Below are 17138 nucleotides of genomic sequence, written 5' to 3' on the forward strand. Positions count from 1 at the left end.
TTAATTTTCCATTAAATTTTTTATTAATTTATATATTTCATCAGCAGCGTCTGGATTTTGTAAAGATTTTGCCATTTGACCCATCTTTTTTAGTTTTTCTTTATCATCAATTATATCAACTATGTTTTTATATAAGACTTCACCTGTTAAATCTTTTTCAAGAATCATAGAACTTGCACCTTTGTCAAGATAGGTTCTAGCATTATATTCTTGGTGGTTTTCTGTTGTATAAGCTTTAGGTATTAATATTGAAGCTTTTTCTAAGCTTGAAATCTCGCTAAGGCTCATGGCTCCTGATGAGGATATTACAAGATCGCTTACTCCATAGAAAAGATCTATATTATCTATGTATGAAAATGCTTTAATAAATTCATTTTCTTTTGTATTTTTTAGAAAATCATCATAAAAAATAGATCCTGTTTGATGGAGGAGATAAAATTTACCGTCCATCAAGTTACTCATTTCTTGTACGGCATTATTTAAGGCTTTTGACCCGTTTGATCCTCCAAAAGAGAAAACTACCGGCCTATCTTTTTTTATGCCTAATTTTTCTAAATCTTCTTTTGTATAATTAGTATTAAAATTTCCTCTTACAGGATTACCTGTTATATGGATATTTTTTTGATTTTTTATGTGTTTTTTCGCTTCTTCAAAAGAAATGCATACTAAGTCAACTTTATTGGATAGAAATCTTGTGGTAATTCCTGGGAATGAATTTGACTCGTGAATAAGAGTTTTGATATTTTTCTTGCTTGCTTGATAAAGTATTGGTGCACAAACATAGCCACCAGTTCCAATTACAAGATCAGGTTTGAATTCTTTTATTATTTTTTTAGCCTCTTTAAATCCTTTAAAATTTGTTATTAATGATTTAAAAAGTCTTTTGGAAATTTTTCTAGGAAGACCCATAGCTTCAATTGGTCTAAATTTATAGCCATATTTTTTTACTATTCTTTCTTCTGGCTTTCCTTTTATTCCAACATATAAAATTTCTATATCATTTATTTCTTTTTCTAATTTTTGGCACATTGCAATGGCAGGATATATATGTCCACCTGTGCCTCCTCCAGATACTATTACTCTCATTTAAACTTCCTTTTCTAAAACTCTTTTTTTAAAGTCATCTCCTCTTTGCATGTAATTATTATACATTCCCCAACTTGCACTTGCAGGCGATAATAAAACTGTATCAGAATCTTTCATGATTTCAAAAGACTTGTCAACAGCCATTTGCATATCATCTACAAGGTAATATTCTATTTTATATTTTTTGCATAAATCTTCTAAAATATATTTTGTTTGACCTAATAAAATCATGGCCTTTATTTTTCCATTTTCTTTTTCAAACATTGGTGAGTAATCAATTTTTTTATCATAGCCACCTGCAAGTAAAATTATGTTTTTGTCAAAAGAATCTATGGCCTTTATTGTGCTATCAACGTTGGTTGCTTTTGAGTCGTTATAAAATGAAACATTGTTTACTTTTTTGACAAATTCCAACCTGTGTTCAATTGCCTTAAAGGTTTTTGTATATTTTTTTATTTTTTCTAAGTCTATTCCATATAAGTATAAGCAAAGCATAGCACAGGCTGCATTTGCTAGGTTGTGATTTCCTACTATCTTTAAATCTTTTTTATTTAATAAAAATATATCTTTTTGATCTTTTAAATACAAACTATCATCTTTTAAATATATTCCTCTTTCTACTTTTTCTTTCATAGAAAATTCATATATTTTCGCCTTAAATTTATTTTTATTTTCTAACAATATTTTGTCATCATGGTTAATAACTAAAAAATTATCTTCATCTTGGTTAACTGCAAGTTTTAACTTATCATTGGCGTAATTTTCAAATGATCCATGCCAATCTATATGGTCTGGACTAATATTTAAAATCGCTCCAATATGTGGTTTGAATGTTTTTGTATCATGTAGTTGAAAGGATGAAACTTCTTCAACAAATACAGCATCCTTATTGTACATTTGCCACAAAATCCCCTCACCTATATTTCCTACACTAATTGCCTTTTGCCCTGCTTGATTTAAAACATATGTAATTAGAGATGTAGTTGTGGTTTTACCATTTGTTCCTGTGACTGAAATTATTTTTTTATCTTTAAAAATCCTATATGATAGTTCTATATCTGAAATAATTTGATTATTTTTTTCTAATTTTTGTACAATCTTATCATCAGGCCTAATTCCTGGTGATTTTACTACAAAATCATACTTTTCATTAATTTTTAAATCAGAAATAGGGCTATAATTATAGCCCTCTAATCTTTCGTCTTTATTTTTATTTTTATCATAAGTAAAAACTTCATATCCTAATTTATCTAAAGTTTTTACTGTAGATATTCCTGTTATTCCTAAACCGTAAACTAAAACTTTTTTCATAGTACTGCTAATAAAGTAATCAAAGATAAAATTACTGATACTATTGTAAAACCAGTAACTATTTTTGGTTCTTTGTATCCTTTCAATTCATAATGGTGGTGGATTGGTGTCATTAAAAATATTCTCTTTTTATTTCTAAGTTTGTATGATGCAACCTGGATTATTACACTTAGTGCTTCAGCTACATATACTCCTCCAAGTATTACCAAAAACAAAGTCATCCCCATATTTATAGCAAGAGCAACTACAGCCCCACCTATAGCCATAGATCCTGTATCCCCCATAAATACGCTTGCTGGATTTGAATTAAAAAATAAAAATCCTAAAACTGCTCCAAGCATGATGCTTGCAAATAATTCATCTTCTATATTTTTAGCTAAAATTATAAAAGTAATAAAAACTGGAATTGAAACTTGGGTAGATAAACCATCAAGCCCATCAGTTAAATTTACAGCATTCGATGTTCCTATCATTATAAACATCATTATTGGAATTCCTAAAATAGAAACATTTAATCTAATATCTGTAAATGGAATCCATAATTTTGTGATTGTATCATTTTGAAAGATAAAACATAAAATTGCAATAGCAAATGATAATCCAACTTGAAGGATTATTTTTTGCATAGCAGTTAGTCCCAGAGATCTTTTCAAAACTAGTTTTCTAAAATCATCAATAAAACCAATAGCCCCAAAACCAAATGTTGCTAATAATAATATAAAAGTTTTCATAGAAAAAGGAACAAATATCAATGTTAAAACAAGAGCTGAAATTAAAAATATAATACCACCCATAGTTGGTGTTCCTGCTTTATCATAATGACTTTTTGGTCCTTCTTGTCTAATATTCTGTCCAATATGACTAGACTTTAAAATTGGAATAATAATTTTTCCTAAAATTAAAGTTAGTATTAAACTTATTAAAATAATTAAAATAATATTTTTCATCTCTCCTACCTATCAATATTAAGATAAACAGTGTTGTCCTTGTTTTCATAAATCATGCCAAGATTTTCCATTGCATATCTTTGGATTTCTTTTAAATCAACTGAATCTTCAAGGTCTTTATTCAACCTATCCCTTGTCAATTGATAAGATGTATATTGACTTTGTAAATTATTATACTCGTTTCTCATATTATTCAATTTCATATAATTATGTAAAGAAAAAATCCCCATAAAAATAAAGGATAAAATTAATAAAGCTAAGACATTTCTCTTAAACTTCTTATCCTTCTTTTTAAGCCTATTATAGCTAAACTTAGTGTCGTAAGAAGTTTGATTATGTAAACTTAGCTTTTTTCTTTTATTTAAATTTTTATTAACTTTTCTTTTTTTCAAAGCAGCTGACATTTTAAACCCTTTCGCAAACCCTTAGCTTGGCACTATGAGATCTTCTATTTGTTTTAAGTTCATCTTTAGATGGCAAAATAGGTTTTTTACTTATTATCTTTACCTTTTTTTCGTGATTGCAAACACAAACAGGAAATTCAGGTGGGCATATACATTTTTTGCTCATCTCTTTAAATTTATTTTTAACTATCCTATCTTCTAAAGAATGAAAAGTTATTACACACAACCTTCCTCCCTTATTAAGACGGTCTACTATTTTTTCTAAAGTATTTTCCAAAACTTCAAGCTCTCTGTTAACTTCTATTCTTAAAGCTTGGAATACTCTTTTTTCAGGATGAGCTTCATTAGTAACTACAGATTTCATAACAATATTTCGGAGTTGTAAAGTTGTATTAATTTCGTGCAATTTTCTGTAATCTACTATAGCTTTCGCAATGGTTTTAGAATATCTTTCTTCACCATATTTGGAAAAAATTTCCCAAAGCTCATCCAAAGAGTAATCATTGACAATTTGTTTTGCTGTTAACTCATTATCTTTGTTCATTCTCATATCCAAAGGTCCGTCTTTCATATAAGAAAAACCTCTATCTCCATTGTCAATTTGATATGAACTTACGCCAATGTCCATCAAAGCGCCATCTATCATTTTTAAGCTAGCCTTATCAAGAACATCTGAAATTTTTTCAAAGTTCTCATTAAAAAATAAAACATTTGAGAAATCTTTCAAATTTTCTCTAGCTGCTTTGATAGCATCCTTATCTTGGTCTAAGCCAATTAAAAGACCTTCAGGTGATAAGTTTTTTAAAATTTCCTTAGAATGGCCTCCCTTACCCAAAGTTAGGTCAGCATATATACCATCTTCTTTAATATTTAAATTTTTTATAGTTTCATTTAATAAAACTGATTTGTGAGAAAATTCCATATTACTGATCCATAATTTCTGATAAGTTCACTTCTACATCACCAATATAATCATTCCAATTATCCAAATCCCATATTTCTATGTTGGTATTATTTCCGATTATAATAGCCTCTTTATTTAAATTGGCATACTCGCGCAATTGCTTATTTAATAAAACTCGCCCTTGTTTATCTAAATAAGCTTTGATAGTGGAAGAGAAAAACAATCTTTTCATCGCCCTATTGTTTTTATTTTGGTAGGATAATTCTTCAAATTTTTTGGCACGTTTTTCGAATTCATCAATAGTATATAAAACTAAAGAACGCTCTGGTCCCTTTGTTACATAAAATTCACTACCGAGATCATCTCTAAATTCACTTGGCATCATTATTCTATTTTTAGAATCTAATTTATGAATGAATTCTCCTAAAAACATGACCCACCTTCTACCACATATTTCCACTTCATAATTATTTTATACCAAATCCTTTAAATTGTAAAGGATTATAAAATTATTTTAATGGTCAAATTTATATATTTTAAGAGTATTTTTTATTTTTTTAAAAGTAAGGTGGTTTAATTTCCCAAAATAAAAATTTGCAAAGAAAAAAAACAGCCTAAGCTGTTAATTTTTCTTATATGGTTTTAAATTTATATTTTTGTATTTTACAAATAAAAATATTCCGATTATTAAATATGCAACACTTGTTATTTGTGCCATCCTAAAAGGTCCTATCATCAAAGAATCGGTTCTAAGTCCTTCCACAAAAAATCTTAAAACTCCATAAGCCATAAAATAAACTGATGTTTGTATTCCTTTTTTTGGATTTTTTTTCCTATATATTAGTAAAAATAAAAATATCAAAAAATCTCCAAGTGATTCATACAAAAAAGTTGGGTGAACTTTTACTCCATCAACAATTATAGCCCAAGGTAAATTTGTAGCACTTCCATGGGCTTCTCCATTTACAAAATTACCCCACCTACCAATAGCTTGGCCCAAAGCAAGGGAAGGGACCATAATGTCTAAAATATCAATTAGGGGTAGGTTTTTTTTCTTTGTATAAAAGTATATTGCAATTATCGCAAACAAAATACCACCGTGAATGGCAAGTCCACCTGCCCTAAAATTTAAAATTTGTATTGGATCATTCTTATAAAAATCCCATTCAAATATTACATACCAAATCCTAGCTCCAATTATTGCAAAAGGAAGGGTTACAAAAAGTAAATCATAAATGAAATCTTCAGAAAATCCTCTTTTTACAAATTCTTTTTGTGCAATTTTTGCCCCAATTAAAACTCCTGAAATTATTAATATGGCATACCAATATATATCAATTCCAAATAAGGAAAAAGCAACCCTATCTATATTAAAATTCAACATATTAATCTTCTATGCTATCTGGCACATTCCAATTTGTATAAACTTCTTGAACATCGTCATTATCTTCAAGAGCATCGATTAATTTCATTATTTGTTTGTTATTTGATTCTTGTGCATCAATTAAATTATCAGCAATGTATGAAATGTCTGCCTTTGTAAGTTTATAGTCTGATTTTTTAATTCCATCTACTATGCTTTGAAAATCTTCGACACTTGTTATAATTTGATAAGTATCGCCCTCATCTGTCACATCCTCTGCTCCAAGATCAATCACTTCTAACATTAAATCATCAAAATCAATTCCAGCTTTTTCAATTTCGATTAGTCCTTTTCTGTTAAACATGAACATTACTGATCCATCAGTTCCAAGATTTCCACCATTTTTATCAAAAATATGTCTAATATCTGGAGCTGTTCTATTTTTATTGTCTGTTAGGCAATCAACAATTACAGCTACTCCATCTTTAGCATATCCTTCATAGATAATTCTTTCAAAATTTGCCCCATCCATATCGCCGCTTGCTTTTTTGATTGCTCTTTCGATATTATCATTTGGCATATTTTCAGCCTTAGCCTTATCAATTGCAGCTTTTAGTGCTGGATTATATTCTGGATTATCTCCACCTTCTCTTACAGCAACTGAAATATTTCTACCAAGTTTTGTAAAAATTTTTCCACGTCTTGCATCTTCACTACCCTTTTTATTTTTAATTTTGCTCCATTTATTATGTCCTGACATATTTCCTCCTTTTATTTATCATATAACATGATCTTATCAAGTTTTTCTATTTCTATATTTGATGAGGTCATGTCTATAAGTCTTTTTTTGAAATTTTCAAAATTACTTTCTTCTACATATAAATCTATACTTACATTTTGAAGAAAGTTCTTTTCTATAATAATATAATTTTCTTCATTTAGAAAGTTTTCTATTATTCCAAGTAAATTATAATCAAAAGTTATTTTACTTTCTATAAAAACTTTTCTATAAGTAATTTTTCCTTCCAAACAATCAGAAACGCCTTTTGTATAGGCTCTTACCAAACCGCCCTTGCCAAGTTTTTTTCCACCAAAATATCTTGTAACGACTGCTACAAGATTAAAAAGTTCTTCTTTTTCCAAAACTGAAAGCATAGGAAGACCAGCAGATCCTTGTGGCTCTCCATCATCTGAATATCTTTTTATTTCTGGTTTTTCATTAATAATATAGGCTGAACAATTGTGATTTGCATCCTTATAATTATCTTTTATTTTTTCGATAAAAGCTATGGCATCTTCTTCATTTTCAACATATTTTATGTTTGTTATAAAGACTGATTTTTCTATTTCAAATTCATCTTGTATTTGCCCTTCAATAGTTTTATAATTTGGGCTAATTTTTCTCGATATATCTCTCATATTTATTATAATCTTTCTTTGAAATATCAAATTCTAATATAGAAGAATTTTCATCATAATCTTTTTTATCTATATCGTAATTTGTCATAATATAATCTAAAACTTTCCCATCTTCATAAGGTATTTTCATTATAACTCTTACATAGTCATTTTTTATAACATCGACTATCTTATCTTTTAGTCTTATAATATCAGCTTCGTCTCTTGCTGATATATAAATTTTTTCTTCTTTATTTTTATATCCTAAAAGAATAATTTCATCTTCAATTTTATCAATCTTATTGAAAACATAAAGAATCTTTTTTTCTCCAATATCTATGTCATCAAGGGCCTTATCGATTGTATCCAGCTGAGTTTGTATGTCATAAGATGAGTCTATTACAACTAAAAGCATATCAGAAAATTTAATTTCTTCCAAAGTTGTAAGAAATGAATCATTTAATTCTTTTGATAAATTATCAATAAAACCTACTGTATCCGTTAGGGTGACTTTGGTGTTTGAAAAATCTAGCCTTCTAGTCGAAGTATCTAGGGTTGCAAATAAAAGATCATCAGAATAAACAAACTTATCTTTACCAAATATTTTTAACATATTATTTAAAATAGTAGATTTTCCAGCGTTGGTATATCCTAAAAGTGAGATATTCAAAATCTTTTCTCTAGATTTTCTATTAACTACCTTTGTTTTTTCCAAATCTTTTAATTTTTCTTCAAGACTTCTTATATCACGTACTATTGCTCTTTTATCTGTTTCAAGCATGGTTTCACCTGGTCCTCTTGTACCAATTCCACCTGATTGACGAGAAAGATAAGCAAACCACTTATTTATTCTTGGAAGTTGATATTTTAATTGGGCAAGTTTTATTTTTAATTTAGCCTCTTTTGTATTTGCTCTTTGGGCAAAAATATCCAAAATTAAAGTTGTCCAATCTACAACGTGAAGTTTCATTCTCTCTTCAAGATTTCTTAATTGAGATGCTGAAAGTTCTACATCAAAAACAACTGTATTTACATTTAATTTTTTTGCTATATCTTCAATTTCAGAAACTTTTCCAGATCCAATATAGTAAGCAGGATTTACTTTTGATACAACCTGACTAATTTTCGCAACAGACTTTCCACCTGCAGTATTAATTAAAGATTCAAGTTCAAAATCCTTATTTGGGTTTTCTTTATTTTCAAAAACATTTACTTGTATAACTTCTTGCATAAACATCCTTTCTATAAGAGATTATACATTTTTTTATTATAAATTAAAGATTTATAATAAATACAAATATTTATTAGCTTGATAGATTAAATTTTAAAAAAATGATAAAATAAGAATAAGATTTAAATTTAAGAATTTTTAAAATTTAATATAGATTTAAACAGGAGGTCAAAATGAATAAAAAAATTTCCTCTATAGTTTTGAAAATTTTGCTTATAGCCTTACTCGCTTTTGGAATTATAGGGACTATTTTTGCCGGATTAATTGGAGGCGGAATAGTTGAGGTTATGAAAAAATCTCCAAAAGTTAATCCAGAAAATATAAAATACGAGATGAGCGAAAATTCAACTATAGTTGATAAAAATGGAAAAGAAATTGATTCGATAAGAACTAGTGAGAACAGGGAAATTGTAGATATTGAAAAAGTACCTGATTATTTGAAAAATGCTTTTGTGGCAGCTGAGGATAGAAGATTTTATAAGCACAGCGGAATAGATCCTCTTTCAATAGTCGGTTCTGCCCTACAAAATTTAAAAAGTGGTTCTATTGTAAGAGGTGGATCTACCCTAACTCAACAACTCGCAAGAAATACTTACCTTTCCAATGACCAAACATACGAAAGAAAAATCAAAGAAATATTTTTAGCCTTAGACATAGAAAAATCATTAAGCAAAGATGAAATACTTGAAGCTTATATGAATAGGGTTTTTCTTGGACAAAATGTTTTTGGAGTCCAAGCTGCAGCCCAAACTTATTTTTCAAAAGATGTAAGCGAACTATCTCTTGCCGAATGTGCAACAATAGCAGGAATAGTCCAATCACCAACAGAATTTGCCTTATTTAAAACAATACCAACCTCAGAGGTTACAAATGAAAAAGTTCTTGGTGAATTTACAATTGATGGACAAAAGTATTCTGCAATTTACAATCCAAAACCATATGAAAGAGAAAAATATGTCCTAGAGAAAATGAATGAAGAAGGATATATTTCGGATAAAGAATATAAAGATGCTTTAAATGAAGATGTAGCGAGTTCTATTAACCCACCAGAAGATAGGGAACCTGTAATGGCATCCTACTTTAATACTCTTTTAGAAAAACAAGTTGTAGAAAAACTTCAAGATATTTATAAAATTGATGAAAAAGAAGCTTACAACAAACTTTATTATGGTGGTCTTAAAATCACAACAACTATAGATTCAAAAATACAAGAACAAGTAGAAAATATTTACGAAAATTTCTCAGAATATATATTAGGAAATACTCAAGGTAGAAATACCGCTCCCCTATTAAACTTATCTTATGATGGATATGGAAATATAATCAATGAGAATGGAAATGTAATTTATTTTGCTAAATCAAACATTATAAATGATAACAATGATTTTACTTTATCAAATAATGAAGCATATTTTGACGATTATAATAATTTTGTAATTAATTCATCAAAATTAAAGCTAAATCAAACAAATTTAATACTTAAAAATTTCTACACCTTAGATGAAAAAGATTCAAATCTAAGAACACATAAAACCGGTTATATGGAGTTAAATTCTAATGAAAATGTAAAAGAAGGAAATGATGGGTCAATAATTATTACATCTTCTTATCTAAAAAAACATAAGGATTTAATTATTCAAAATGACTCTGGATCATATTCATTTAATAAAAGTTATTATGATATTGACCTTGAAGGAGTTATTCAACCACAATCTGCAACAATTGTAATTGATCATAAAAACGGAGAAATTAAAGCAGTTGTTGGAGGACGTGATCAAAAAGGTCTTAAAATTTTAAATAGGGCGATTGACCAACCAAGACAACCTGCATCAACAATGAAGCCTCTTGCAACTTACACACCTGCTATAGATAAGGGCTATTCGCTTGCTACAGGAATTGATGATGTTCCTTTTATGAGAAAAGAAAATGGAGAAATTTGGCCAGAAAATATTTATAAATCTTACAAGGGAATTGTTTCTCTTAGAGATTCTATTGTATATTCTATAAATACAAACGCTGTTCGTACTTTAAAAGATGTGGGAATTGCAAATTCAAAAAAATACTTAGAAAAATTTGGACTAATAAAAGAAAATGGCGATGATAATTTCATAACTAAGGATGAAAATCCAAAAAATAATGATGAAAATCTTGCTTCAATGGGGCTTGGAGCTATGACAAACGGAATGACCTTAATTGATATGACAGCAGCTTACGCAGCACTTGCTAACAAGGGTGAATATATAGAACCTTTGGCTTTTTCAAAAATAGAAGATAATCAAGGAAAAATTATTTTTAGTGAAAAAAATAAAAAAAGAAATAAGGTAACAAGCCCTCAAACAGCTTACCAAATTACTTCAGCCCTAAAATCAGCTGCCGAGCATTATCAAACAATCAGCCCTATCGGTATTGATTATGGTACAAAAACAGGTTCTAGTGAATCTAATGTGGATTTCTGGTCAATAGGCTATAGTCCTTACTATACTGTAGGTGTTTGGATGGGAGCTGATGATCAAAATATTTATCAAGATGACTATTCTACAACAAGAGCACAAGTTATTTGGAAAAATATTAATAATCAAATTCTTGAAGGATATGAGACTAAGAAATTTAAAGAACCTAAAGGAATAATCCATGCAAAAGTAGATACAATAAGTGGAAAACTTCCAACTCAAGCTTCTTATTCTGATCCAAGAAATACTGTAAAAGATGAAATATTTACCAAAGATAATCTTCCAAAAAAAGAAGATGATGTTCATGTTTGGATAACTGTAGATACAAGAAATAATTTGCTTGCTTCAAATACTACACCAAAATCTTTACAAGCTAATAGGTCTTTTATAGATAGGAAAAATTCGTATGACCCTAGCAAGTGGGATGGAATTGTTCCTGAAGATTGGAAATATTCTATACCAACTAGATATTCTACTCTAGGTGCAGAATTACCAAAAGCAGATAATAATTCTAATAAAGAAAAAGAAAAGGATGAGAATAAGGATAAAGAAGATACAAAAACTAATACTAATCTAAACGGTAACGAGCAAAATACCAATCCTCAAAACCAAATAAATCCTCAAAATCAGCAAGGAATTAGAAATAATAACTAAAAAAAGAGCCAACCGGCTCTTTTTTTATGCTATAGATTGAAGAAATAAATCTTTTTTATTATCATTATCGATTATTACTATCCTTTTTTCTAGCTTTAATTTATTTAATTTTTCTATTATTTTTTCTCTTTCATTCTTATTAAAATTTAATAACCAAGAAATATATTCCTTATTTAATTTCTCAGTCCTATCTAAGCTTGGATCATCCTCATTATTTTTTTCAGTTAATGATCTTTTTACTGACCTCTTTAAATTTGTGACAGGCGGAAAATCTAAAAATATTATTGTATCACTCGCTTCTAATCTTAGATCCAAAGTATCAGGATAGTAGCCATCAAATATAAAAGATTGATTATTGTCTATAATGTCCTTTTGAATTTTCAAAAATTCTTCATCGCTTATATGTTCTTTATCATTAAGCCACCATATTTTGTTCAAATAAAAAACTTTTATACCAAGTTTTTCGCCTAGCTGTTTGGCAAGAGTTGATTTTCCGGAACCTCCGGATCCAATTATAGTTATTTTTTCCATAATTCCTCCATACCGATTGACTATACTTAAAAATTATTTATTTTCAACAATTATAAGGCTATATCAATGTCATATTTTGTCTTATCAGGATAATAATCTAACAATTTAAAATCATCAATTGTAAAATCTTTAAAATCTTTTATGTCAGGATTTATTTCAAGTCTTGGCCTACTTTTTTCATCTACCTTAACTTCCATGATTTTTTTAACAATCGGTATGTGTTTTTTGTAAATGTGATAATTTTGGATAAAATGAACAAAATCCCCTGCCTTATAGCCTGTTACTTGGGCAATCATTCTTAATAAAACATAATATTGAAAGGCATTTATCCCACCAGGAGCAGCTGCTGCCAAAAAATCACCACTTCTTTGAATTAAGGTTAAATTTAAATAATCTCCACTAACAGTCCACATAGTTAAAAATGCACAAGGTATTAAGGTCATATCAGCCATATCATCCACATCAATTAAATTCATAATTAATCTTCTATTTAAGGGATTATTTTTTATTTGATCAATTAATCTTTCAATTTGATTTGTCATATTTCCTGTTTCAGGTGATTTAAATTTTTTATTTACTTGATAGCCATAGGCTGTTCCCAGATTTCCCTCATCATTTTTCCAGGAATCCCAATAATTTACCTTGTATTTTTCTTTCAGTAAGTTTACATCATTAGACCTATCTTGGTAAATCCATAAAATTTCCTTAATAGCAGATTTCCAAGCTATTTTTCTTAAACTAATTAGAGGTACTTCTCCCTTCTCATATCTTACAATCTCTTGGGGAAGAAATTTCGTATAGGCACTTTCACCATCTTCCCAAACAGCCCTCACCTCATGATTTAGCTTTTCTTCGTCGTATCCGTTTTCTAAAATATTTTTTGCAATTTCTATATATTTTTTATCTGTCTTATTCATATTCCTATTATATCATGAAAAAATTTTTCATAAAAAAAGACTGGCACTTGCCAGTCATAATTATTTCATTATTTATTTTTCTTAGTAATTAAATTATATACATAAATTAAAATTACAGATCCCAAAATTCCTGAAATCAAACTTCCAATAAATCCTGAAGATACACTAATATTTAATAAATTTAGTACCCAAGAACCTACTGCTCCTCCTACTATACCTACAACTATATTTGCTATTGCTCCCATTTGAGCATCTGTTTTCATTATCATGCTTGCGATCCATCCGCATAAAGCACCTATTACTATTGAACTAATCATATTTCCTCCTTCGTTTTTTTTATTTTCGTTTCTTATATATTATTTTTACCCATTAATTCTTTTAATCACCATTTATTTTTAATCTTTTACATAATTATCACGAATTGAAAAGATATATTAGTCTAAAATGGTAAGGTATACTATATAGAGGTGAAAGAAATGAATAAAATAAAAATATTGCTTATTGAAGATGAAAAAGGCATTTCAAAAATTATGAAATCCTATTTAGAAAAAGAAGATTATAAAGTATTTCAAGCCTTTGATGGAAAAGAAGGTTTGGAAATTTTTGAAAGTGAAGATATTGATCTAGTTTTGCTTGATTTAATGATTCCTAAAATTTCTGGTGAAGACCTTATTAAAGAAATTAGAAATAAATCAAATGTTCCTGTAATTATGGTAACTGCAAAAGTTAGTGAGGATGATATTGTTAACGGTCTAAAACTAGGTGCAGATGATTATGTTACAAAGCCATTTTCGCCAAAAGAGCTTATGCAAAGAATCAAAACTGTTCTTAGAAGAATTGAAAAATATAATATACCAAGGGCAGATATTATAAAAACTACCGATGGCCGACTTGAGATGGACCTTGAATATAATAGGTTTTTTAAGGATGGGGAAGAAATTTTTCTTACAAAAAATGAATTCCAAATTATTAAAACCTTATTTTCAAATCCTAACAAAATTTTTACCAGGGAAGAGATTATAGAAATTACTTTTGGATTTGATTATGACGCTTATGATAGGGCTATTGATACTCATATTAAAAATATCAGACAAAAAATTGAAGATAATCCTAAAAAACCATCCTATATAAAAACAATTTACGGCATGGGTTATAAGTCTGGTGGTATTGATGACAACTCTACGAAATAAAATAATTAGAAACTTACTTGCAGGTATTTTTGCCTGCATCTTAGTTTTTTCTCTTGCTATTTCCTATTTGATAAATGTCTATACAAGAAATTTTATCAATACTACCCAAGATAATAGGCCCAGGCAAATTAAAAAACAATTTGAAGACTTGTTAACTGATAAAGACCCCTACCTTATGAAAGAAAGACTTGGAAAAGTTTCTAAAACTTTGAATGTTGATATTTCTATTTTAAATAAAAACAACGAACCTGTAATGAGTTTTAAGGGTAGGGATAAGGATGCGTCAGAACTTACTGAAAGTAAGTCCTATGATATTATAAACCCAAATTTAAATGATTATATGGGTCAGTTGATTATTACTTATGGGACTGATGAGTTTGAGGCAAATGAGCTTATAACAAATATTAAAACTTCGATTTTTATTGCCATTTTTCTTTCTATTTTTATAGGCCTTATTATAGCCTTATATCTATCAACCAAAATTACAAATCCTATAAAACAAATTTCAGATGCCACCCTTAAAATTAAAGATGAGGATTATGATATTGATTTAAAAGATAGCAAAATTATAGAGCTTGAAAATTTACAAAATAATATTAAATACTTATCTATAAATTTAAAAAATCAAAAATATGTAAGAAAACAATATGCCCAAGATATTTCTCACGAGCTTAGGACGCCAATAACCAACCTTCAACTTTATATAGAAGCTATAAAAGATGGGGTCATAGATGTTGATGATCAAACGCTCAACTCTCTATTGGAAGAGATCCATAGGCTTGAAGGTCTTGTTGTAAATTTAAATAAGTCCTTTAATGATAATTCTGAATATTTAAAAATTAATAAAAAAGAATTTGACTTATCCAATCACATTAAATTAATTTTAAATACTATAAAACCAAGACTTAACAAGCTTGATATTTCTTTAATAGAAGAAATAAAAGATGGTATTATGATTTATTCTGATAAGGATAAGATTAGTCAAATAACCCAAAATTTAATTTCTAATGCTATAAAGGCAATTAAAGATGATGGATTAATTAGAGTAAGTCTTAGTGAGGATAAAAATAATATTTATCTTGTCGTAAAAGATAACGGCGTAGGCATAAGTGATGAGAAAAAAGAAGTAATTTTTGAAAGATTTTATAGGATAGATGATGCTAGAAATACAAAGATAAATGGCCATGGTTTGGGATTGTCTATTACTAAAAATTTTGTCGAAAGTTTGGGTGGAAAAATCAAATTAAAATCGAAGCTTGGAAAGGGATCCACCTTCTCTGTTATTTTTCCCAAATAATTTTGTTTAGGTCCTATTTTTTGATATATTATAATAAGGTGGATTATGAAAAGTAAAAAAAATAGATTAAATAATAAAAATAGGTCTGGATCAAGACACAAAAATACAAAAGTTAGAAAAAAAGATATAAAAATCAGGTCAAAAGATTCAAATATAAGAAAAAGATCGAAAAAAAGACGTAAAAATCAAAGATTAATTTATATGAGAAGGAGAATTATTCTTCTTCTCTTGTTGATTTTTATAATAATTTTTCTTGTAAGTGCAATAAGCAAAAGATTAAATAGATATAAGTCAGATTCTTATCCAAAATTTAGAGACCAGGTAATGGATTCACTTACCAAGGATATTTTTGTAACAAATACAGAAAATAGGTCTCTTACAAGTGCTGAAAAAATATCTGATTTTAACAAATTAAATGATTATATAATTAGAAATTATGCAATTGACAATAATAACGAGGAAAATTATAAAAATTTAATTGACCAAACTGATATCTACAAAAAAAGAGTTAAAAATTCCAAATCTGATCAAGAATTTTATGATATTATTTCATCCTACCTTTCTATATTAAAAGATAATAGGACAAAAATACTTGATAAAAAAACTTACCAACTAACCTTTCCTTACTATAAGGAAAAAAATAAGTCACCTAGAGCAAAAAATTTGGGCGATGCTCAAGTTGTTAATAGGTACAAGAGACTTTTAGGAAGAAAATTAGAAAACACAGGATTGGAAATAAAAGAAAATAAAAATACCTTAGAGATTTATTGGCCAGACTTTGATACGAACACCCTCAATAAAGATAAGGAAAAATTAAAAGAAGTTTTGCAAAAAAATCAAAATATACAAAATATTTTTATAGACTTATCTAATAATGATTCAATAGATGATAAGTATGCAAATGAAATTCTTCCCCTACTAATCCATGAAGATTATACATTAGAAAAGGTGGTTTTTTATAGGGGAAATTTATTAAAACAAAGTTTATCTTATATGAAAAATAATAAGGATAGGCTAAATACTAGGTCATCTTTCATGCAAAATCAGTCTATAAAATTTCCAGAGGAAACAAAGGAAATCAACAAAGATTATTATATGTATTATGATCAAATAAGAATCGATATAAAAAAAGATAAGGATATTGGAAATAAAAAAATATATATTCTAACAAACGATAATACGAAAAATGATCCTATAAGATTTGCTAGTATTTTAAAGGCAAATGCTGATGCTTATATAGTAAAAAATGGCTTTGAGGGAGATCAAAATCAAAACGAAATAATTTATAATTTAAGGTCAGATATATTCAAATTAGATCATTCTGGATTTTTAATATCAATTAATTCTTCAAAAAGTTTAAATGAAGATGATAAATTTATAAAATATAATCAAACAATAAACTCCTCTGACCCCCACAAAGAAGTTTTAAATATGATAAAATAAAAAAATCTTGAG

17 protein-coding genes are annotated in these 17138 nt (G+C 28.0%); 4 read left to right on the plus strand and 13 right to left on the minus strand.

Translation table 11 applies throughout. The annotated features are described in order from the left end of the window. The 10 genes from murG to hflX form a co-directional block, all read right to left on the minus strand. Positions 1–1086 (minus strand): undecaprenyldiphospho-muramoylpentapeptide beta-N-acetylglucosaminyltransferase, encoded by a 1086-nt coding sequence (murG, locus tag CJ192_RS04000; RefSeq protein ID WP_102197860.1) that lies wholly within the window; start codon positions 1084–1086, stop codon positions 1–3. Continuing rightward, positions 1087–2397, minus strand: coding sequence for a UDP-N-acetylmuramoyl-L-alanine--D-glutamate ligase (gene murD / locus CJ192_RS04005; RefSeq protein WP_102197861.1), 1311 nt, complete (start codon positions 2395–2397; stop codon positions 1087–1089). Continuing rightward, positions 2394–3344, minus strand: coding sequence for a phospho-N-acetylmuramoyl-pentapeptide-transferase (mraY, locus tag CJ192_RS04010; RefSeq protein WP_102197862.1), 951 nt, complete (start codon positions 3342–3344; stop codon positions 2394–2396). The genes murD and mraY overlap by 4 nt, the downstream gene beginning before the upstream one ends. A 5-nt stretch (positions 3345–3349) precedes the next feature. Then, entirely contained in the window at positions 3350–3748 is a 399-nt protein-coding gene (locus tag CJ192_RS04015; RefSeq protein ID WP_004815109.1) for a septum formation initiator family protein, read from the minus strand. Between the two features lies 1 nt (position 3749). After that, positions 3750–4670 carry a 16S rRNA (cytosine(1402)-N(4))-methyltransferase RsmH gene (gene rsmH / locus CJ192_RS04020; protein WP_004815107.1) on the minus strand — a complete coding sequence of 307 codons (921 nt, stop codon included), beginning with the start codon at positions 4668–4670 and terminating at the stop codon, positions 3750–3752. Between the two features lies 1 nt (position 4671). Continuing rightward, positions 4672–5085, minus strand: a complete 414-nt coding sequence (gene mraZ / locus CJ192_RS04025) for a division/cell wall cluster transcriptional repressor MraZ (protein WP_004817387.1) — start codon at positions 5083–5085, stop codon at positions 4672–4674. Positions 5086–5274: 189 nt separating this feature from the next. Beyond that, on the minus strand, positions 5275–6036 hold the full coding sequence (gene lgt, locus CJ192_RS04030; RefSeq protein ID WP_102197863.1) for a prolipoprotein diacylglyceryl transferase: 762 nt from the start codon (positions 6034–6036) through the stop codon (positions 5275–5277). A gap of 1 nt (position 6037) precedes the next feature. Beyond that, on the minus strand, positions 6038–6775 hold the full coding sequence (locus CJ192_RS04035) for a YebC/PmpR family DNA-binding transcriptional regulator (RefSeq protein ID WP_004815099.1): 738 nt from the start codon (positions 6773–6775) through the stop codon (positions 6038–6040). 11 nt (positions 6776–6786) lie between these two features. Continuing rightward, on the minus strand, positions 6787–7434 hold the full coding sequence (locus CJ192_RS04040) for a YigZ family protein (protein ID WP_102197864.1): 648 nt from the start codon (positions 7432–7434) through the stop codon (positions 6787–6789). After that, positions 7409–8644, minus strand: a complete 1236-nt coding sequence (gene hflX, locus CJ192_RS04045; protein ID WP_102197865.1) for a GTPase HflX — start codon at positions 8642–8644, stop codon at positions 7409–7411. Before hflX ends, CJ192_RS04040 begins: the two co-directional genes overlap by 26 nt. A 173-nt stretch (positions 8645–8817) precedes the next feature. Here hflX and CJ192_RS04050 point away from each other — a divergent pair, with 173 nt between their 5' ends. Further along, positions 8818–11748 carry a transglycosylase domain-containing protein gene (locus CJ192_RS04050; RefSeq protein ID WP_244897279.1) on the plus strand — a complete coding sequence of 977 codons (2931 nt, stop codon included), beginning with the start codon at positions 8818–8820 and terminating at the stop codon, positions 11746–11748. Positions 11749–11772: 24 nt separating this feature from the next. Here the strand turns inward: CJ192_RS04050 and CJ192_RS04055 are convergent, their stop codons facing one another. The 3 genes from CJ192_RS04055 to CJ192_RS04065 all read right to left on the minus strand — a co-directional run bounded on the left by CJ192_RS04055 (position 11773) and on the right by CJ192_RS04065 (position 13513). Continuing rightward, positions 11773–12279 (minus strand): AAA family ATPase, encoded by a 507-nt coding sequence (locus CJ192_RS04055; protein WP_004817413.1) that lies wholly within the window; start codon positions 12277–12279, stop codon positions 11773–11775. A gap of 50 nt (positions 12280–12329) precedes the next feature. Then, complete coding sequence (gene thyA / locus CJ192_RS04060; protein WP_102197866.1) at positions 12330–13196, minus strand: thymidylate synthase; 867 nt, start codon at positions 13194–13196, stop codon at positions 12330–12332. A 68-nt stretch (positions 13197–13264) separates the two neighbouring features. Beyond that, positions 13265–13513: a GlsB/YeaQ/YmgE family stress response membrane protein gene (locus CJ192_RS04065; RefSeq protein ID WP_004815078.1), complete on the minus strand. Its 249-nt coding sequence runs from the start codon at positions 13511–13513 to the stop codon at positions 13265–13267. Positions 13514–13672: 159 nt separating this feature from the next. Here CJ192_RS04065 and CJ192_RS04070 point away from each other — a divergent pair, with 159 nt between their 5' ends. From CJ192_RS04070 to CJ192_RS04080, 3 genes are read left to right on the plus strand one after another with little or no spacing between them, the layout of a single operon-like run. Further along, complete coding sequence (locus tag CJ192_RS04070) at positions 13673–14386, plus strand: response regulator transcription factor (protein ID WP_039914367.1); 714 nt, start codon at positions 13673–13675, stop codon at positions 14384–14386. Continuing rightward, positions 14367–15683, plus strand: coding sequence for a sensor histidine kinase (locus tag CJ192_RS04075; RefSeq protein WP_004815075.1), 1317 nt, complete (start codon positions 14367–14369; stop codon positions 15681–15683). The genes CJ192_RS04070 and CJ192_RS04075 overlap by 20 nt, the downstream gene beginning before the upstream one ends. 45 nt (positions 15684–15728) lie before the next feature. Next, entirely contained in the window at positions 15729–17126 is a 1398-nt protein-coding gene (locus tag CJ192_RS04080) for a hypothetical protein (RefSeq protein ID WP_004817359.1), read from the plus strand. Positions 17127–17138: the final 12 nt, after the last annotated feature.

Origin of the sequence: Anaerococcus hydrogenalis, from assembly GCF_002871895.1 — a bacterium.
Taxonomy (GTDB): Bacteria; Bacillota; Clostridia; order Tissierellales; family Peptoniphilaceae; genus Anaerococcus; species Anaerococcus hydrogenalis.